The organism is Cupriavidus sp. FW306-01-F10A, from assembly GCF_058782785.1.
The window spans coordinates 1-17,851 of record NZ_JBYSYA010000036.1 but is presented as its reverse complement, the minus strand read 5'-3'; the positions used below and the strand labels follow the sequence as shown (position 1 = coordinate 17,851).

The window sequence follows — 17,851 nt, the reverse complement described above, 5'->3', positions numbered from 1 at the left end:
GTCTGCTCTGTATCGGTACGGCAGTTCGTGGGTGGCACGCGGGCGCGTCAGGCTTTGCGCCCGGCCAGCGTCTCGCGCGCAATGATCAGCTTCTGCACTTCGGTGGCGCCTTCATAGATGCGCAGCGAGCGGATCTCGCGGTACAGGCTTTCCACCCGCGTGCCGACCTTGACGCCCAGGCCGCCGAACATCTGCACCGCACGGTCGATCACCTGCTGCGCATTCTCGGTCGCCACCATCTTGGCCATGGCCGCCTCGCGCGTGGTGCGCTGGCCCTTGACATCGCGCAGCCAGGCCGCGCGGTAGGTCAGCAGCGCCGCGGCGTCGATCGCGGTGGCCATGTCGCCGATGGCGGCCTGCGTCAGCTGCAGGTCGGCCAGCACGCCGCCGAACATCGGGCGCGCGCAGGCGCGCGCCAGTGCATCGTCCAGCGCGGCGCGGCCAAAGCCCAGCGCCGCCGCCGCGACCGAGGCACGGAAGATGTCGAGCGTCATCATCGCCACCTTGAAGCCCTGCCCCGCCTCGCCCAGCCGGTTGCCCACGGGCACGCGGCAGTCGTCGAAACGCAGCGTGGCGAGCGGGTGCGGCGCCATCACGTCGATGCGCTCGGCGATGGTCAGGCCCGGCGTATCGGCGTCCACCACAAAGGCGGAGATGCCGCGCGCGCCCGGCGCCTCGCCGGTGCGCACGAACACGCAGTAGAAGTCGGCAATGCCACCGTTGGAAATCCAGGTCTTGGCGCCATCGATCACATAGTGGCTGCCGTCGTCCGACAGCCGTGCGCTGCACTGCATGGCGGCCACATCGGAACCGGCCTCCGGCTCGGACAGCGCAAACGCGGCAATCGCCTCGCCGCGGGCCACGCGCGGCAGGTAATGCGCGCGCAGCGCATCGCTGCCGGCCAGCGAGATCGCGCCCGAGCCCAGCCCCTGCATGGCAAAGGCAAAATCGGCCAGGCCGTCATGGCGCGCCAGGGTCTCGCGCAGCAGGCACAGCGAGCGCGAATCCAGCGCCGGCAGCGCGCCGCCGTGCGCGGCCGGCACGCAGTAGCGCAGCCAGCCGGCATCGCCCAGCTGGCGCACCAGCGCGCGGCAGGCGGCGTCGGTATCGCTGTGGTCGACATGGAGGTGTTGCGCGCACCAGGCGTCCAGTTCGCGCTCCAGTGCGCGGTGCGCGTCGTCGAACAGCGGCAGGTCGAGATAGGTCTTGTCGGACATGGCGCTTCAGTCCCCTTCGAACACCGGCTTGGTCTTGGCGACGAAGGCCTCGTAGGCGCGGCGGAAGTCGCGCGTCTGCATGCAGATGGCCTGGGCTTCGGCCTCGGCCTCGATGGCCTCGTCCAGCCCCATGTTCCATTCCTGGTGCAGCAGCTTCTTGGTCACGCCGTGGGCAAAGGTCGGGCCGGCGGCCAGTTGCGCGGCCAGTGCCTGCGCCTGGGCCAGCACCGCTTCGGACGGATGCAGCGCATTGAAGAAGCCCCACTGCAGGCCCTCTTCCGCGCTCATCGAGCGGCCGGTGTAGAGCAGCTCGCTGGCACGCCCCTGCCCGATCACGCGCGGCAGCAGCGTGCACGCGCCCATGTCGGCGCCGGCCAGGCCGACGCGCGTGAACAGGAACGCGGTCTTGGCCTGCGCCGTGCCCAGGCGCATGTCGGAGGCCAGCGCCATCATCGCGCCGGCGCCGGCGCAGATGCCGTCGACCGCGCTCACCACCGGCTGCGGGCAGGCGCGCATGGCCTTGACCAGATCGCCGGTCATGCGCGTGAAGTCGAGCAGCTCAGGCATGGTCATGCGCGTGAGAGGCCCGATGATCTCGTGCACGTCGCCGCCCGAGCAGTAGTTGCCGCCCGCGCCCGTCACCACCACCGCCTTGATGTCGCTGGCATAGCACAGGCCGCGGAACAGATCGCGCAGCTCGGCGTAGGAATCGAAGGTCAGCGGGTTCTTGCGCTCCGGCCGGTTCAGTGTCACGGTGCCGACCTTGCCGTCGCCGGACACCGACCACAGGAAGTGCTCCGGCTGGTAGCCGGCAAAGCTGCGCTTGTGGTGGCGCATGTCGAGTGCGATCTCTGTCATGGGTTCTCTCTCAGGTCCTTGTGCTGTCGTTGTCAGCCGGCCATCACCTCGCCGCCGGCCACCGGGATTGCCTGGCCGGTGATCGCCGCGGCGGACGGCTGGCACAGCCAGGCCACGGCGTCGGCCACTTCCTCGGGCTGCACCAGGCGGCGCTGCGGATTGCGCGCGGCCAGTTCAGCGCGGGCCTCGGCTTCAGTGCGGCCGGTCTTGCCGACGATATTGGCCACCGCGTCGCGCACGATGTCGGTTTCGGTATAGCCCGGGCAGACCGCGTTGACGGTCACGCCCTTGGCCGCGGTTTCCAGCGCCAGCGCGCGCGTCAGGCCGATCACCCCATGCTTGGCCGCGCAATAGGCACTGACATAACCATAGCCGATCAGGCCGGCCGTGCTCGCCACATTGACGATACGGCCCCAGCCCGCGTCGAGCATCGCCGGCAGCGCCGCCTGCGTGCACAGGAAGGTGCCGGTCAGGTTCACGTCCAGCATGCGCTGCCACAGCGCGGCGTCGGTCTTCAGGAACGGAGCGCTGTGCGCCTGGCCGGCATTGTTGACCAGCATCGACACCGGGCCGGCCTGTTCCGCGGCGGCGGCGAAGGCGCGTGCCACGCTGTCGGCATCGGCAATATCGGCCGTGACAAAGGAGACTACGGCGCCTGCGGAAGCAAGCTCACGCAGCGCTTGCACGGTCGCCTGCAAGGCGCCGGCATCGCGGCCCAGCAGTGTCACGCTGGCGCCGTCGGCCAGCAGCCGGCGCGCGATGGCCGCGCCGATGCCGCGCCCGCCGCCGGTGACCAGCGCGTGGCGCCCTGACAGTGAACCCGTGCTGCGCGTCATCCCTGCTTCTCCTGCGCCGCGGCGCGTTCCAGGTTGGTTTCAAGTTGCCGCTTGCCGGCCTGGTACTGCTTGGGCCAGGCGATATCGCGATAGCCGATGCGCGCCGCTTCCTGCAGCGTCCAGGCCGGGTTGGCCAGATGCGGCCGCGCGATCGCGCACAGGTCGGCACGGCCCGCGGCGATGATCGAGTCGACGTGGTCGGCCTCGAAGATCGCGCCCACGGCAATGGTGGCGATGCCGGCTTCGTTGCGGATGCGGTCGGCAAACGGGGTCTGGTACATGCGGCCGTAGACCGGGGCCTGGTCCGGGCTGACCTGGCCCGACGAGCAGTCGATCATATCGGCGCCGGCGGCCTTGAAGGCGCGTGCGATCTCGATCGCGTCGTCGGGGGTGATGCCGCCTTCGACCCAGTCGTGCGCCGAGATGCGCACCGACATCGGCTTGTGTTCCGGCCACACCTCACGCACCGCGGCAAACACCTCCAGCGGGTAGCGCAGCCGCGCGGCCAGCGAACCGCCGTATTCATCTTCCCGCGTATTGGTCAGCGGCGAGATAAAGCTCGACAGCAGGTAGCCGTGCGCGCAGTGTAGCTCCAGCCAGTCGAAGCCGGCCTCGGCGGCGCGGCGCGCGCTGGCGACGAAGTCATCGCGCACACGGTCCATGTCTGCGCGCGTCATCTCGCGCGGGGTCTGCGACTCGCCCGGCAGGTAGGGCAGCGGCGAGGCCGAGATCACCGGCCAGTTGCCGTCCGGCAGCGGATGGTCCATTGCCTCCCAGCCGAGCTGGGTCGAACCCTTGCGGCCCGAGTGGCCGATCTGCATGGCGATGCGCGCATCGCTGTTGGCATGCACGAAGTCGACGATGCGGCGCCAGGCATCGCGCTGTGCGTCGTTCCACAAACCCGGGCATCCCGGCGTGATGCGCGCATCGGGCGACACGCAGGTCATCTCCGCCACCACCATGCCGGCGCCGCCCAGCGCGCGCGAACCCAGGTGGACCAGGTGGAAGTCGCCGGGCACGCCGTCGGTGCATGAGTACATCGCCATCGGCGACACCACCACGCGGTTCTTCAGCGTGACGCCGCGCATGCGGAACGGCGTGAACATCGGCGGCAGCGGCTGATGCTCGCGCAGTTGCAGGCTTTCCGGTTGCACGCCGGCCTGCCGCGCCAGCCAGTGCTCGAACTGCGCCACGTAGTCCGCATCGCGCACGCGCAGGTTCTCATGCGAGATGCGCTGCGAGCGGGTCAGCAGGGAATAGGCGAACTGCTCCGGCGGCAGGCTGCCCGCGTAGCGCTCGACGTTCTCGAACCATTCGGTCGAGTTGCGCGCCGCGTTCTGGATCTTCAGCACTTCCACGCCGCGCGTGGCTTCGTAGCGCGACAGTGCATCGGGCAGGCCGTCATGACCCCTGCCACGGATTTCCTCGGCCAGGTCAATCGCATCTTCCAGCGCCAGCTTGGTTCCCGAACCGATCGAGAAGTGCGCGGTGTGCGCGGCATCGCCCATCAGCACCACCGGCACGCGGCGGCCGTCGGGCAAGGTGTTCCAATGCACCCATTGGCGGCAGATCACGCGCGGGAAGCGGATCCAGATCGCCGAGCCGCGCAGGTGCGCCGCATTGGTGATCAGCTTGTTGCCGTCGAGGTAGCGCGCGAACAGGCGCTCGCAGTAGGCCACGCCCTCTTCCTGGCTCATCTGCTCGATGCCCGCGGCGCGCCAGACCGACTCCGGGGCCTCGACGATAAAGGTCGAGGTGGTGTCGTCAAAGCGGTAGGCGTGCGCCTGGAACCAGCCGTGCTCGGTCTTCTCGAAGGCAAAGGTGAAGGCGTCGAACAGCTTGTGCGTGCCCATCCAGACAAAGCGGCACTGGCGCGTGTCGATGTCAGGCTGGAAGGTGTCGGCGTAGCGGGTGCGGATGCGGCTGTTCAGGCCGTCCGAGGCGATCACCAGGTCGGCCTGGTATTGCATCGCCAGCGCCTGGTCGTCGGACACATCGATCTCGAACACCAGCTTCACGCCCAGCGCCTCGCAGCGTGCCTGCAGGATATTGAGCAGGCGCTTGCGGCCGATGCCGATAAAGCCATGGCCGCCGGAGCGGATGGTGCGCCCGCCGATATGGATGTCGATATCGTCCCAGTGGTTGAAGGCCGCGTTGATCTCGGCCGCGCTGACCGGGTCGGCTTGCTTCAGGTTGTCCATGGTGGCGTCAGAGAACACCACGCCCCAGCCGAAGGTGTCGTAGGGCCGGTTGCGCTCGACCACGATGACCTCGTTGGCCGGATCCTGCAGCTTCATCAGCAGCCCGAAGTACAGGCCTGCCGGGCCACCACCAATACAAAGCACTCGCATCTGTCGCCTCCTGCCGGCTGCGCCGGGCACCTTTGCCCAGGATCACACCGCCATCTAGATGATGTCTAAATATTTTATGCTTCAAATATTAGACTGCATCACGGCCGATGGCAAGGGCGGGATGCGGAGTGCCCCGCACGGCACCCGCATCCCACGCCCTCAACCCGCCATCTAGCCTTTCAGCGCTGCCTGCAACTGTTCCAGCGCACCCGGATCCTCGATCGTGGTCAGGTCGCCCGGATCGCGTCCTTCGGCCACCGCCTGCATGGCGCGCCGCAGCAACTTGCCGGAGCGCGTCTTGGGCAGCGCATTGACAAAGAATACGCGCGCCGGCCGCGCCACGGCACCCAGTTGCTGCTCCACTGTCTTCATCAGCTCGCCCTCCAATGCCAGCCGCGCTTCGGCCGTGGCCGTGCGCGCCGGATCGCGGGCGATGCAGAAGGCCATGGCCACCTGCCCCTTGAGCGCGTCCTGCACGCCCACCACCGCCACCTCGGCCACGGCGGCGTTGGACGACAGGCTTTCCTCGATCTCGCGGGTGCCCAGCCGGTGGCCGGCCACGTTGATCACGTCGTCGGTGCGGCCCAGGATAAAGACGTAGCCGTCGGCGTCGCGCACGCCCCAGTCGAAGGTCGAATAGCACAGCCGGTTCGGCACCGCCTGCCAGTAGGTGCGCACGAAGCGGTCGTCGTCGCCCCAGACCGTGCTCATGCATCCCGGCGGCAGCGGGCCGTCGATGGCGACCACGCCCTTCTGCCCCGGCGGGCATTCAGCGCCGGTGTTCTCATCGACGATCTTCAGGTCATAGCCATAGGCGGGCACGCCGGGCGAGCCCAGCTTGGGCGGCAGCGCCTCGATGCCGCGCTGGATCGCGAGGATCGGCCAGCCGGATTCGGTCTGCCAGTAGTTGTCGACCACGGGCTTGCCCAGGCCGTCCTGGATCCAGCGCGCGGTGGGCTCGTCCAGCGGCTCGCCGGCCAGGAACAGCAGGCGCAGGCTGGACAGGTCATAACGCGTCAGCCAGGCCGGGTCCTGCTTCTTCAGCACGCGGATCGCGGTCGGCGCGCTGAACATCAGGTTGACCTGGTATTGCTCCACCAGCCGCCACAGGATGCCACCGTCGGGGCGGATCGGCGTGCCTTCATACATCAGCGTGGCCATGCCGGCCAGCAGCGGGCCGTAGACGATATAGCTGTGCCCCACCACCCAGCCGATGTCCGACGCGGTGAACATGGTGTCGCCGGGCTTGCCGCAGAAGATGTATTCCATCGAGGTGGCCAGCGCCACCGCGTAGCCGCCGGTATCGCGCTGCACGCCCTTGGGCTTGCCGGTGGTGCCGGAGGTGTAGAGCACGTACGACGGCTCGCTCGATTCCAGCCACACGCACGGCACCTGCACGCCGGCCACGCGTTCGCGCCAGGCGGCGTAGTCCTCATCGCGGCCCTTGGTACGGGGCATTTGCGCCAGTTGCCGGTCCACCAGCAGCACCTTCCCGGGCTGGTGCGACGAGAGCCGGATGGCCTCGTCCAGCAGCGGCTTGTAGGGCACCACCTTGCCGGCGCGCGAGCCGGCGTCGGCGCTGACCACCACGCGCGGCCGGGCATCCTCGATGCGCGCGGCCAGGCTGACCGAGGCAAAGCCGCCGAACACCACCGAATGGATCGCGCCGATGCGCGCGCACGCCAGCATGGCAAAGGCGGCTTCCGGGATCATCGGCATGTAGATCAGCACGCGGTCGCCCTTCTGCACGCCCAGGCCCAGCAGGATCGCGGCCATGCGGCTGACTTCGTCGTGCAGCTCGGCGTAGGTAAAGGTGCGGGCCTGGTCGGTCTCGCTCGAGACCCAGTGCAGCGCCGGCTGGCTGGCGCGGGCCGCCAGGTGGCGGTCGACCGCGTTGTGGCACAGGTTGGTGCGCCCGCCGGCGAACCAGCGCGTAAAGGGCGCGCGGCTGTTGTCGAGCACCTGGCCGAACGGGGTTTCCCAGTCGATGCGCGCCGCCTGTTCGGCCCAGAACCCCTCGGGGTCGGCCAGCGAACGGGCATGCACGGCATGGCTTGCCGTCATGTCTGTCTCCTCCGCGTCTGCGGTCATTGTGATGATGACCGTAGTTTGCCACCGGCGCGGGTGCGCGTGGACACAGATTCGGAGAGGGGAGCGCGGGCCCCGGGGGCCGGCACATGAAAAAAGGGGCGTGCCGACGGCATCGCCCCTTCTTGCGCCATGCGCCGGACCAGCCGGCGCCCGCATTCGTCAGCGGGCCTTGGCCCCCTTGGCGCCGGCCTTGGCCGACGCCTTGACGGTCGGCCCCGGCTTGGACTCGCGCACCACGCGCGCCGGCGCCGCCTTGACTGCCGTTCGCCGCGAGGCCGCCTCGACGGTGACGCGCTTGCGCGGCTCCGCCTTGCCCGCCTTGCCCTTGGCCGAGACCCGCACGATGCCGCCCTTGCTGCTTCGCTCGGAACGCTCCGCACGGTCGGCGCGCTCGGCACGGTCAGCCTGTTCGGCACGTGCCGCCCGAACCGCGCCGGCGCCGCGCACCGGCACCATCAGCACCAGGCTCTGCCCGGCGACCAGCTTGGTGCCGGAGAGCTTGTTCCACGACTGCACCTGCCCCGCCGAGACGCCATAGCGCCGCGCCACCGAGGCCACGGTGTCGCGCCGGCCGGCTCGCACCACCACGCGGCGCGCATCCGGCAAATCAGGCTCCATCGCCAGCATGGCGCTGTCGGCCAGGGTCGCGCTGATATCCTGGTCGTGGCGGCCCGAGCGCGGGATCATCACGGTCGAGCCGGCCTTCAGGCGCATGCCCTTCGGGATGCTGTTGATCTCGCGCAGCGTATCGGCGTCGACGTTCAGCCGTGCCGCCAGCGCTTCGATACGCTCACGGCTGTCCACCGTCACCGCCGACCAGCTCGACAACCCGCCGCGGTAGGTGTTCAGGTTGTACTGGAAGCGCTCGGCGTTATCGAACGGCAGCAGGATCTGCGGGTTGGACGCGCCCAGGATCACGGGCCGGTTGAACGACGGGTTGAGCGCCTTGAATTCCTCTACCGACATGTCCGCCAGCTTGGCCGCCAGGTTCACGTCGATATCGCGCGAGGTGGTCACCGTGACAAAGTACGGGTGGTCCGGGATCTCGGGCAGCTTGACGCCATACGCGGCCGGGTTGGCGATGATGTTCTTGACCGCCTGCAGCTTCGGCACGTAGTAGCGCGTCTCGTTGGGCATGGGCAGGCTGGCGTAGTCGGTCGGCAGCCCTCGCGCCTGGTTGCGTGCGATCGCGCGCGACACCGCGCCCTCGCCCCAGTTGTACGCCGCCAGCGCCAGGTGCCAGTCGCCGAACATGTCGTAGAGCCGCGCCAGGTAGTCCAGCGCGGCGTCGGTCGAGGCCAGCACGTCGCGGCGCTCGTCGCGGAACATGTTCTGCTTCAGGTTGTACGACTTGCCGGTGCTCGGGATGAACTGCCACATGCCGGCCGCCTTGGCGGTGGACTGGGCCTGCGGGTTGAACGCGCTCTCGACGAACGGCAGCAGCGCCAGCTCGGTCGGCATCTTGCGCCGTTCCAGCTCTTCTACGATGTGGTACAGGTAACGGCTTGAGCGCCCGACCATCCGTTCCATGTATTCCGGCCGCTGCGCATACCACTGGGTGCGGTCATCGACCAGCGTGCCCTCCAGGTCCTGCATGGCAAAGCCGCGCCGGATGCGGTCCCAGATGTCGTTGGACGGGCCGCGCAGCCAGTCCAGGCCACCCTGGTCGACATTGATCGTGGATGCGGAAGAAAGCGCCGATTTGTCGCTGAGCGAGTTGAGCGGGTCCTGGCGCTTGGCGGTCTGGGCGGTCGCGGCGCCGTTGGCGCCATCAGGCGGCGTGGGGGTGCTGGCGCACGCTGCAAGCAGCGCGGCGCACGCGACCACCGCCAGTAATCGACCAATTTTCATTAAGTTCTCGAATCGTGACGCCAAAAGGATGCGTGATGCTAAAAAAAACCGCGTATCGCGTCAATCAGATTTTCCATATAGCCAATATCCGCCGGGCAGCCGGAAAGCCTTGCGGCGCAAGGCGCGCAGGCCAGGCAGGGCTCAGCGGAAATTGTCCTTCCAGCCGCGCAGCGCACCGAAGGCCTGCGCATCGCCCGTGGCGGCCCCGCCCTGCGCCGCCACCGCCGCGCGCACCGCGGGCTCGCGCGAGCGCAGGAAGGGATTGACCTCGCGCTCATGGGCGATGGTGGTCGGCAGCGTCGGCTGGTCCGCCGCGCGCAGCGCGTCGACCCGCTGCGCCCACGCCGCCAGCGCGGCATTGGCCGGTTCCACCGCCCGTGCAAAGCGCACATTGCTGCGCGTATATTCGTGCGCGCAATAGACGCGGGTATCGCCCGGCAGTGCCGCCAGCTTGTCGAGCGAGTCCAGCATCTGTGCCGGCGTGCCTTCGAACAGGCGCCCGCAGCCACTGGCAAACAGGGTATCGCCACAGAAGACCGCCGGGCCGGCTTCGCCCAGGTCGCCCACATAGGCGATATGGCCGGCGGTGTGCCCGGGCACGTCCAGCACGTGCAGCGTCAGGGCCGGCGTCTCCAGCGTCACGACATCGCCTTCGCGCAGGGCCCGGGTGCGCCCGCCAATGCGTTCGCCGGCCGGCCCCAGCACCGGCATCGGCGCGCCCGACGGGGTGCGCGGGTGCGCCGCCAGCAACTCGGCCACCCCGCCCTGGTGATCGCCGTGGTGATGGGTGATTACAATAGCGCCCAGAGCCAGACCGCTTTGCGCCAGGAAGCGCTCCACCGGCGCGGCCTCGCCGGGATCGACCACGGCGGCGCTATGCCCGTCGTGGATGGCCCAGATATAGTTATCCTGGAACGCCGGGATCGGCTCAACCTTCAACATGCGCATGCTCCTATGTCCAATCGTCCCAATCATCCGATTGTAAGCTGGGAAGACTGGCTGGCCTCGCCGCCCGGTGAGTACATGCTGCGCTGGGAAGCGCAGCAGTACGACCGGATCGTGACCGACATCTTCGGCTACCACGCCGTCCAGTTGGGCCTGCCCTTTATCGACACCCTGCGCGAGAACCGGATGCCGTTCTCGGCGCTGGCGCTGGACCCTTCCAGCGGACCGCACGGGCCGCGCGCCGCACATCCCGATGCGCGCCAGCTGCTGTGCCGCTTCGACGAGCTGCCGTTCGACACCCAGAGCATCGACCTGGTCACCCTGCCCCACATCCTGGAATTCGCCGAAGACCCGCACGAAGTGCTGCGCGAGGTCTCGCGGGTGCTGATGCCCGAGGGGCGCGTGGTGGTCACCTGCTTCAACCCGATGAGCCTGTGGGGCGCGCGCCAGGGCATGAACCGGCTCGGCGCCACGCCCTTCCTGCCGACGGACGCGCAGCAGATCGGCTTCGTGCGCATCAAGGACTGGCTCAAGCTGCTGGGCTTCGATATCATCCGCGGCCGCTTTGGCTGCTACTGCCCGCCCTACCGCACCGACCGCTGGCTGCAGCGCGCCGCCTTCATGGAAAAGGCCGGCGACCGCTGGTGGCCGATCTTCGGCGCGGTCTATATGATCTCGGCGATCAAGCGCGTGCGCAATATCCGCCTGGTCGGCCCGGCCTGGAAGAGCAAGCCGGCGCTGGCTCCGGTGTCATCGCCCGTGGCCACGCCTACCGGCACCCACGGCAAGACCCCCGGCGAAGAGCGCTGACGCCGGCGCGCGCCCGCGCTCTCACCCAATTCGCCCTCAAAGCGCCACCTGCCCGGCGGGTGGCCACCTTGGAATCACATGCAAGAAGTCACGATCTACTCCGACGGCGCCTGCAAGGGCAATCCCGGCCGCGGCGGCTGGGGCGCGGTGCTCGTCGCCGGCACCAGCGAGAAAGAAATGTTCGGCGGCGAGCCCAACACTACCAACAACCGCATGGAAATGACCGCCGTGATCGAAGCGCTGCGCGCGCTCAAGCGGCCCTGCGTCGTGCGCGTCTATACCGACTCGCAGTATGTCCAGAAGGGCATCAGCGAATGGCTGCCCGGCTGGAAGGCCCGCGGCTGGAAGACCGCCGACAAGAAGCCCGTCAAGAATGCCGACCTGTGGCAGGAACTGGACACCCTGGCGCAGCCGCACCAGATCTCCTGGCACTGGGTGCGCGGCCACAACGGCCACCCCGGCAATGAGCGCGCCGACGCACTGGCCAACCGCGGCGTCGAATCGATCGGCCGCTGATCCCTCTCGCTAACAAGAAACCGCGGAGCGCCCGCGCCGCTCCGCTAGAATGCCCGCCATGCGACAAATCGTTCTCGACACCGAAACCACCGGCCTGAGTGCCGCCACCGGCGACCGCCTGATCGAAATCGGCTGCGTCGAGCTGATGAACCGCCGCCTGACGGGGCGCCACCTGCACTTCTACGTCAACCCGGAACGCGATATCGACGAGGGCGCGATCGCCGTGCACGGCATCACGGTCGAGTTCCTGGCCGACAAGCCCCGCTTTGCCGAAGTCGTCAACGACATCCGCGAGTTCATCCAGGATGCCGAGCTGATCATCCACAACGCGCCGTTCGACCTGGGCTTCCTCGACATGGAATTCCAGCTGCTGGGCCTGCCGCCGTTCCGCCAGCATGCCGGCAATGTGATCGACACCCTGCGCGAAGCCCGCCAGATGTTCCCCGGCAAGCGCAACTCGCTCGACGCCCTGTGCGACCGCCTGGGCATCAGCAACGCCCACCGCACGCTGCACGGCGCCCTGCTGGATGCCGAGCTGCTGGCCGAGGTCTACCTGGCCATGACGCGCGGCCAGGATTCGCTGGTGATCGACATGCACGACAGCAGCGCAGGCAACGGCGGCGCGGTTGCCGTGGCCGACCTGTCGCGCCTGGCCCTGCCCGTGCTGCGCGCCACGGACGAAGAGCAGCAGGCCCACCTTGCCCTGCTCAAGGGCCTGGACAAGGCCAGCGGCGGCAAGACAGTGTGGCAGGAGGCCCCCGCGGCAGAGTCCGGAAGCCTCGCCGCCTGACAAAAATCAAAAAAGGGCTTTACAAGATACAAGAACCTCTGCATAATCTCACTTCTCCGCTGCACGACGGCAACGACGACGCAGTAAGGGGTGGTTAGCTCAGCGGTAGAGCACTGCCTTCACACGGCAGGGGTCACAGGTTCAATCCCTGTACCACCCACCAGACAAATGGCCAGCAACTGCCTAAGTTGCCAGGAAACCCAGACAGCGCAAGCTCTCTGGGTTTTTTGTTGCCCGGCGTTTGCCCACGTTTTCTACCCTCCCCGGAAAACCGTGGTTCATCACGCCAATCAAGGAAAGCTGGCCTGGCATATTTGCGCCTGGCACGCATACTTGTCCACAGGACGACGGGCCAGGCAGGCACAGTCGCCCTCGCTCCCACGGGCACAGCCCCTATCGCCCATCCGATCATCGACGCAGCTTTCGGGAGTCCGCCATGCCCGATTCACCCAGGACGACGATCCATGCCGGCGCGACCGTGCCGCCGGAGGATGCCCAGACACGGGAGCCGGTGCTGGACGTAGTGGATCGCGTCTCCGAGATGTGCTTCGGCCTGTTCATGGCGCTCACTTTTGTCGGCGCGGTGTCGAGCGGCACGGGCGGCCCGGATGCCAGCCGCACCATGATGCATGCCGCGCTGGGCTGCAACCTGGCCTGGGGCATGGTGGACGCGGTCATGTTCCTGATCCGTACGCTGGCGAGCCGCGGCCAGCGGATCTCCCTGGCACTTGCCGTCAGGAATGCTAGCGACCAGGCCACGGCGATCGGCCTGATTCGCGATGCGCTGCCTCGCGCAACGAAGTCGCTGGTCACCGACAAGGAACTGGAAGCCATGCGGGCACGGCTTGCCGCCGCCCCGGCACTGCCGCCCCGCCCCCGCCTGAACATGGCCGACCTGCTCGGTGCCGTGCGCATCTTCTTTATCGTTGTACTGGCCACGTTTCCGGTCGCACTGCCGTTCGTACTGCTGGACAATGTCAAACTGGCGCTACTGATCTCGCGCGGGCTGACCCTGGCCATGCTGTTCGCCGCCGGGTGGGCGCTGGGCCACTATGCCGGCTTTGGCGGCTGGGTCACTGGCGCAGCCATGACTGCGCTGGGCGTGGTCATGACCATCGCCATCATCGCGCTGGGCGGCTGAGATGCGAGGCGCGATCCTACTGCTTGCCGCCGCCCTTGGCGCGGGCACGGTCCAGGCACAGGAGCCGCCCCAGCCCGCGCCGGATGCCGCCGGGCAGGCGGCCGGCTCGCCCTGGACCTTCTCGGCAACAGGCTACTGGAACATGCCGCGCCAGAGCGGCGACTACCTCTCCGGCATCTTCATCGCCGAAAGGAAGCAGCTTCACCTCGAGGCAAGAAGCAACTACGAAGCAGTCCACTCGCAGTCAGCCTTCATCGGCTGGACCTTCTCGGGCGGCGAAACCATCCAGTTCAAGGCGACCCCCATCGCTGGCTTCGTGGGAGGCTCCACCCACGGCCTGATCGGCGGGATCGAGGCCAGCGTCGCAGTGAGCAAGTTCGACTACTACATCGAAGCCGAATACCTGGACGCGCGCGGCGAAGAGCCGGGCTATCTCTACGCCTGGAGCGAACTTGGCTTCCGCCCGGTCGAATGGCTGAGGCTGGGCCTGGTCGCGCAACGTACCCGGATCTACGCGGAAGACCGCGAACTCCAGCGAGGCGGCTTTTTCCAGGTTACGGTGCGCAGGTTCACGGCGGGCTTCTACTGGTTCAACCCGGGCTCGACGGACCAGGTCGCGATCCTTTCGCTGGGCGTGAGCTTCTAGGCCGTAGCCACGTCGCGACGCAACCTTTCCGTTGCCGGCGATAAGGCTTATCTCATATCCACCCACTCATTCGCCGGCTACCTTGACCGCTCCGACCTTTACCGGAGCACGACTTGCCATCCGCCTGCCTCCCCACCGCGACCGAAACAGAACCCGCCCTACCCTGGACCGGCCGCAACCCGGTCAGTGCCGGCTGGTTCGAGATGCGCCCGGCGCGCGTGCCGCGTGATGCGCGGCCGGTCTATGACGAAGACATGGATTGCATCATCGGCTATCACCGCAGCTTTGCCTCGGTGGCTTCCACCTATGACCTGACGGGCGCGGTCGTGGCGCTCGATGCATACGTGGATGAAGCTGGCGCGGGGCGCGCACCGCTGCTGGTTGCCGGCACGCTGTGGCAGCCGCGCGTGCGCGGCATGACGCGCAGCGGCGCCGAGGGCGAAGGGCTGGCGGCGCCCGCGGCGACGCTGGCGCGGCTGCGCGGGCGCTTCATCGCACTGGCCCGGCAGCCACTGCATTTCACGCTGGCCGCGCTGGCAGACATGCAGGAGCCGGAGCGGTTCGTCCCGCTGCATATCCTGCGGCTGGCGATGCGCTGCGGCACGCGCCTCGCTGCGGCAGCGGACATGACACGCTTTGTCGCGCCAATCACGCGGCGGGGCGTGCCGACCGCACTGGAATTGACGCTGCGCCCGCGCGACCATACCGTGCTGCGCGTGCGCACCTGGACCGTCGCTGGTTAGCCGTGCCAGGCCCCTGCGTCCGCGACGACCGTGGCGAAGCGGTCGTTCAACGCGGCCAGCGTGCTGCGGTGGAGATCGGCCGCAGGCACGGCGGGGCCGCCCAGCGGGTCAGGCAGGTCGCGCGTGGCGCAGGCCGCGGCCACCACGGTGCTGCGATAGCCGTGGTCGAGCGCGGAGCGCACCGTGGCGCTTACGCACATATGCGTCTGGAAGCCGGCCACGATCAGCTCCTTGCGGCCGAGCCTGGCCAGCTCGTCGGCCAGGGTGGTGCCGGCGAAGCTGTTGGGCAAGCCCTTGGTGACGGTAATCTCACCGGCCTGCGGCCCCACCCCTCCAATGAAGGCGGCATACGGCCCGGTCGGATCGAACGCCATGCTTCCCGGACGGCCGTGGTGCGCGACATGGATCACCGGCGTGCCGTGGCTGCGCGCCAGCGCCAGCAGCTGCGCGCAGGCAGTCACGGCCGCGGGCATGCCGACCAGCGGCAGGCGGCCGTCGACATATTCGCGTTGATGGTCTATCAGGATCAGGACGGCGGCATCCCAGGCGGAAGGGGTGCGGCTGGCGCCGGCCAGGTCGAGCAGCGTAGTCGGTAAGGTCATTGGCGTTTGGACTGGAAGGAATCGGGAACGGCAATCAGGAACCGCGAGACGGGCCCGCCACATCGCGGGCCATCCCGCATGCTAATGCCAAGCCGGAATCCATGCATGAGTGCGCGTGGCGATCTCGCCACCGGCCGCGCCCTTCGCTGTAGCGCGGCAGGCACGCTGCGCTTGCACGATGGGCGCGCGGTTGCAAACAGTTGCGAATTTCATCTTGACATCTGCTAATCTTGGTTTCACGTCCCGGACAGAATCTCGGTCGGCAACACAATGCGCCGGGGACGGGATACGGGTCAGTGCGCACAAGAAACAAGTCAATCATGCAGCACTCTTTGAAGTACCGGATGGCGTTCGCCACGGCGGGTGTGGTGACGCTGATCATCGTGCTGCGCGCGCTCTACGCGCAGTGCTACGCATACGACGGCCTGAAGACTTTGCAGCAGACGCAGCAGGACACGCTGGTCAAGATGGTGGCCGAGCAACTCGATGAAAAGCTGCAGGGCCGGGCCGCCGTCCTGCGGCGCGTGGCACGCCAGCTCTCCCCCATGCTTTCGGCAAAGCCGGCCGAGCTGCGCCGGGCCGCGGAGGGCCTGGTGGAAGTGCCCGAGACCTTCAACGCCGTCTTCCTGGCCGCGCCCGACGGGCACCTGGTGTTCAGCACCGCCGTGCCGGACGGAGTGCGCCTGCGCGTCGACGACCGCGACTATTTCCGCGATATCCAGCAAGGCCAGCCATTTGCGGTGTCGGACCTGGTCCAGGGCAAGCAGACCAATGCCCCCGGCGTGGTGCTGGCAGTGCCGCTGCACGGTCCGGGCGGCGAGCTGCGCGGCGTGGTCGGGGGCGTCCTGAACCTCGCGGACAGCAACTTCCTGCGCGAGCTTGCGCACAGCCGCGTGGGCACGACCGGCAGCTTCTGCCTGGTTTCCGCCGGCACCAATCCCCGCTATGCAATGCACCCGGACGTTGCCCGCGTGCTGAGTCCCGCACGCGCGATCGGCGAAGCCTGCGGCGCCGATCATGCCCCCGCCTTCCTGGAAGTCCTGACGCCGACGCAGCCGATCGTGGCGCGCCATCTGCTGGCATCCAACGGCTGGGAGTTGGTGGCGGTCCTGCCCGCAGCCGAAGCCTACGCGCCGCTGCTCGCGGTGCGTCAACGGACCCTGGTCATCGGCGCCATCACCATGCTGCTTGCCGCCGCGATGATGTGGCTGGTCATGCGCCGGCTGCTTGAACCGCTGCAGCGGCTGCACCGCGCCGTGCGCCAGATCGGCACCAACCCGGCCGCGGTGGCAGACCTGCCCGCCGGCCGTGCCGACGAGATTGGCGAACTGGCCGTGACCTTCGCCGAAGTGGTGGCGCAGCTGTCCGAGCGCGAAGCCGCGCTGAAAACGGCCAAGGACCGCGCCGCCGAAAGCGAGAAGCGCATCGAGGCGATCGCCAACCATGTGCCGGACTTTGTCTCGTTCATCGACATGCAGCAGCGCTATGTCTTCGTCAACCAGGCCTATGCGCAGCGCTACGGCGTGCCGGCGCAGCAGATCGTGGGACTGTCGCTGCGCGAACTGTGGGGCATGCAGGAATACCTGGCTTGCCAGCAGTACCTGGAACAAGCCCGGGCCGGGCGCTCAGTGACCTTTACGCGGGAAAGCGCCGACGGCACCGAGTGCATCGAGATCACCTGCCAGCCGGCCTGGAACGATGCCCAGGACACCGTCCTCGGCCTGCACATGTTCGGACGCAACGTCACCCATGAGCGCGAAAAACTGCGCAGCCTGGAAGCGCAAACCATCTCCGACTACCTCACCGGCCTGCTCAACCGCAAGGGTTTCGACCGGCGCCTGGCCGAATGCATGGCCCGCGCCAGCGCCGACGGCCGCTCGCTGGCGCTGCTGCTGGTGGACCTGGACGACTTCAAGGGCGTCAACGACAGCCTTGGCCACCCGGTGGGCGACCAGTTGCTGGTCGCCTTTGCACAGCGGCTGCGCGCCTGCGTGCGCAAGGGCGACGCGGTCGCGCGCATCGGCGGCGATGAGTTTGCGGTGATCCTGGACGGCGTTGCCGACCGCCAGGCCATGGCATCCATCGCCAATACCATCGTGCAGGCCGCGCGCATGCCCTTCGTGATCGATGGCCACACGCTGGCGGCCTCGGCCAGCGTCGGCTCGGCCATCCATGACGCGCGCCATGCCATGACCGCGAGCGAGCTGTTCATGCACGCCGACATAGCGCTGTATGAGGCCAAGCGGCATGGGAAGGCGCGTTATGCGGTGCAGTCAGTGGCGAACGAGCCCCACTCGGAAACATCGGACTTGGCCACGTAGAGAGCGAGCGCCGAAGTCAGGGCCGGATGACCTGTTGAGTGCCCCCCTCTCCCGCATGTATAGACCGGGGACATAGGTAACACCTGTTCGGGGACATGGGTAACACAACTAGACTGGCTGGCAGTGTCTTTTG

At 68.0% G+C, this 17,851-nt stretch carries 15 protein-coding genes and 1 tRNA gene; 8 read left to right on the top strand and 8 right to left on the bottom strand.

Annotated elements, in window-relative coordinates; genetic code table 11:
- Positions 1–47: 47 nt before the first annotated feature.
- The 7 genes from AC3WLF_RS29655 to gloB all read right to left on the bottom strand — a co-directional run bounded on the left by AC3WLF_RS29655 (position 48) and on the right by gloB (position 10,146).
- Positions 48–1,217: an acyl-CoA dehydrogenase family protein gene (locus tag AC3WLF_RS29655; RefSeq protein ID WP_492356224.1), complete on the bottom strand. Its 1,170-nt coding sequence runs from the start codon at positions 1,215–1,217 to the stop codon at positions 48–50.
- 6 nt (positions 1,218–1,223) lie between these two features.
- Positions 1,224–2,075, bottom strand: a complete 852-nt coding sequence (locus AC3WLF_RS29650) for an enoyl-CoA hydratase family protein (protein WP_316150529.1) — start codon at positions 2,073–2,075, stop codon at positions 1,224–1,226.
- A 32-nt stretch (positions 2,076–2,107) separates the two neighbouring features.
- Positions 2,108–2,911, bottom strand: a complete 804-nt coding sequence (locus AC3WLF_RS29645; protein WP_492320588.1) for an SDR family NAD(P)-dependent oxidoreductase — start codon at positions 2,909–2,911, stop codon at positions 2,108–2,110.
- Positions 2,908–5,262: a bifunctional salicylyl-CoA 5-hydroxylase/oxidoreductase gene (locus AC3WLF_RS29640; RefSeq protein ID WP_492320587.1), complete on the bottom strand. Its 2,355-nt coding sequence runs from the start codon at positions 5,260–5,262 to the stop codon at positions 2,908–2,910. Before AC3WLF_RS29640 ends, AC3WLF_RS29645 begins: the two co-directional genes overlap by 4 nt.
- 171 nt (positions 5,263–5,433) lie before the next feature.
- Entirely contained in the window at positions 5,434–7,326 is a 1,893-nt protein-coding gene (locus tag AC3WLF_RS29635; protein ID WP_492359215.1) for a propionate--CoA ligase, read from the bottom strand.
- A gap of 186 nt (positions 7,327–7,512) precedes the next feature.
- Positions 7,513–9,204 carry a transglycosylase SLT domain-containing protein gene (locus tag AC3WLF_RS29630; protein ID WP_492359214.1) on the bottom strand — a complete coding sequence of 564 codons (1,692 nt, stop codon included), beginning with the start codon at positions 9,202–9,204 and terminating at the stop codon, positions 7,513–7,515.
- A 141-nt stretch (positions 9,205–9,345) separates the two neighbouring features.
- Positions 9,346–10,146 carry a hydroxyacylglutathione hydrolase gene (gloB, locus tag AC3WLF_RS29625; protein ID WP_492320584.1) on the bottom strand — a complete coding sequence of 267 codons (801 nt, stop codon included), beginning with the start codon at positions 10,144–10,146 and terminating at the stop codon, positions 9,346–9,348.
- A gap of 12 nt (positions 10,147–10,158) precedes the next feature.
- Between gloB and AC3WLF_RS29620 the strand changes: the two genes are divergently transcribed.
- From AC3WLF_RS29620 to AC3WLF_RS29590, 7 genes are all read left to right on the top strand, one after another.
- Positions 10,159–10,959: a methyltransferase domain-containing protein gene (locus tag AC3WLF_RS29620; RefSeq protein WP_010814333.1), complete on the top strand. Its 801-nt coding sequence runs from the start codon at positions 10,159–10,161 to the stop codon at positions 10,957–10,959.
- 78 nt (positions 10,960–11,037) lie between these two features.
- A complete protein-coding gene (rnhA, locus tag AC3WLF_RS29615; RefSeq protein ID WP_010814334.1) occupies positions 11,038–11,475 on the top strand; it encodes a ribonuclease HI in 438 nt (145 codons plus the stop codon).
- A 49-nt stretch (positions 11,476–11,524) separates the two neighbouring features.
- Entirely contained in the window at positions 11,525–12,265 is a 741-nt protein-coding gene (gene dnaQ / locus AC3WLF_RS29610; RefSeq protein WP_492320583.1) for a DNA polymerase III subunit epsilon, read from the top strand.
- An 88-nt stretch (positions 12,266–12,353) separates the two neighbouring features.
- Positions 12,354–12,428 (top strand) — tRNA-Val (locus AC3WLF_RS29605).
- A gap of 273 nt (positions 12,429–12,701) precedes the next feature.
- On the top strand, positions 12,702–13,406 hold the full coding sequence (locus tag AC3WLF_RS29600; RefSeq protein WP_492320582.1) for a hypothetical protein: 705 nt from the start codon (positions 12,702–12,704) through the stop codon (positions 13,404–13,406).
- A gap of 1 nt (position 13,407) precedes the next feature.
- A complete protein-coding gene (locus AC3WLF_RS29595; RefSeq protein ID WP_492320581.1) occupies positions 13,408–14,052 on the top strand; it encodes a hypothetical protein in 645 nt (214 codons plus the stop codon).
- Between the two features lie 113 nt (positions 14,053–14,165).
- Positions 14,166–14,795, top strand: a complete 630-nt coding sequence (locus AC3WLF_RS29590; RefSeq protein WP_492356220.1) for a hypothetical protein — start codon at positions 14,166–14,168, stop codon at positions 14,793–14,795.
- On the opposite strand, the gene AC3WLF_RS29585 is transcribed toward AC3WLF_RS29590, so the two are convergent.
- Positions 14,792–15,397 (bottom strand): cysteine hydrolase family protein, encoded by a 606-nt coding sequence (locus AC3WLF_RS29585; RefSeq protein ID WP_492356219.1) that lies wholly within the window; start codon positions 15,395–15,397, stop codon positions 14,792–14,794. The genes AC3WLF_RS29590 and AC3WLF_RS29585 overlap by 4 nt on opposite strands.
- A gap of 320 nt (positions 15,398–15,717) precedes the next feature.
- On the opposite strand from AC3WLF_RS29585, the gene AC3WLF_RS29580 reads away from it, so the two are divergent.
- Entirely contained in the window at positions 15,718–17,718 is a 2,001-nt protein-coding gene (locus AC3WLF_RS29580; RefSeq protein WP_492320578.1) for a sensor domain-containing diguanylate cyclase, read from the top strand.
- Positions 17,719–17,851: the final 133 nt, after the last annotated feature.

Excerpts from the sequence above, each read along its gene's own strand:
- AC3WLF_RS29655 (WP_492356224.1), bottom strand. The coding sequence starts at position 1,217 with ATGTCCGACAAGACCTATCTCGACCTGCCGCTGTTCGACGACGCGCAC.
- AC3WLF_RS29650 (WP_316150529.1), bottom strand. The coding sequence starts at position 2,075 with ATGACAGAGATCGCACTCGACATGCGCCACCACAAGCGCAGCTTTGCC.
- AC3WLF_RS29645 (WP_492320588.1), bottom strand. The coding sequence starts at position 2,911 with ATGACGCGCAGCACGGGTTCACTGTCAGGGCGCCACGCGCTGGTCACC.
- AC3WLF_RS29640 (WP_492320587.1), bottom strand. The coding sequence starts at position 5,262 with ATGCGAGTGCTTTGTATTGGTGGTGGCCCGGCAGGCCTGTACTTCGGG.
- AC3WLF_RS29635 (WP_492359215.1), bottom strand. The coding sequence starts at position 7,326 with ATGACGGCAAGCCATGCCGTGCATGCCCGTTCGCTGGCCGACCCCGAG.
- AC3WLF_RS29630 (WP_492359214.1), bottom strand. The coding sequence starts at position 9,204 with ATGAAAATTGGTCGATTACTGGCGGTGGTCGCGTGCGCCGCGCTGCTT.
- gloB (WP_492320584.1), bottom strand. The coding sequence starts at position 10,146 with ATGTTGAAGGTTGAGCCGATCCCGGCGTTCCAGGATAACTATATCTGG.
- AC3WLF_RS29620 (WP_010814333.1), top strand. The coding sequence starts at position 10,159 with ATGTCCAATCGTCCCAATCATCCGATTGTAAGCTGGGAAGACTGGCTG.
- rnhA (WP_010814334.1), top strand. The coding sequence starts at position 11,038 with ATGCAAGAAGTCACGATCTACTCCGACGGCGCCTGCAAGGGCAATCCC.
- dnaQ (WP_492320583.1), top strand. The coding sequence starts at position 11,525 with ATGCCCGCCATGCGACAAATCGTTCTCGACACCGAAACCACCGGCCTG.
- AC3WLF_RS29600 (WP_492320582.1), top strand. The coding sequence starts at position 12,702 with ATGCCCGATTCACCCAGGACGACGATCCATGCCGGCGCGACCGTGCCG.
- AC3WLF_RS29595 (WP_492320581.1), top strand. The coding sequence starts at position 13,408 with ATGCGAGGCGCGATCCTACTGCTTGCCGCCGCCCTTGGCGCGGGCACG.
- AC3WLF_RS29585 (WP_492356219.1), bottom strand. The coding sequence starts at position 15,397 with ATGACCTTACCGACTACGCTGCTCGACCTGGCCGGCGCCAGCCGCACC.
- AC3WLF_RS29580 (WP_492320578.1), top strand. The coding sequence starts at position 15,718 with ATGCAGCACTCTTTGAAGTACCGGATGGCGTTCGCCACGGCGGGTGTG.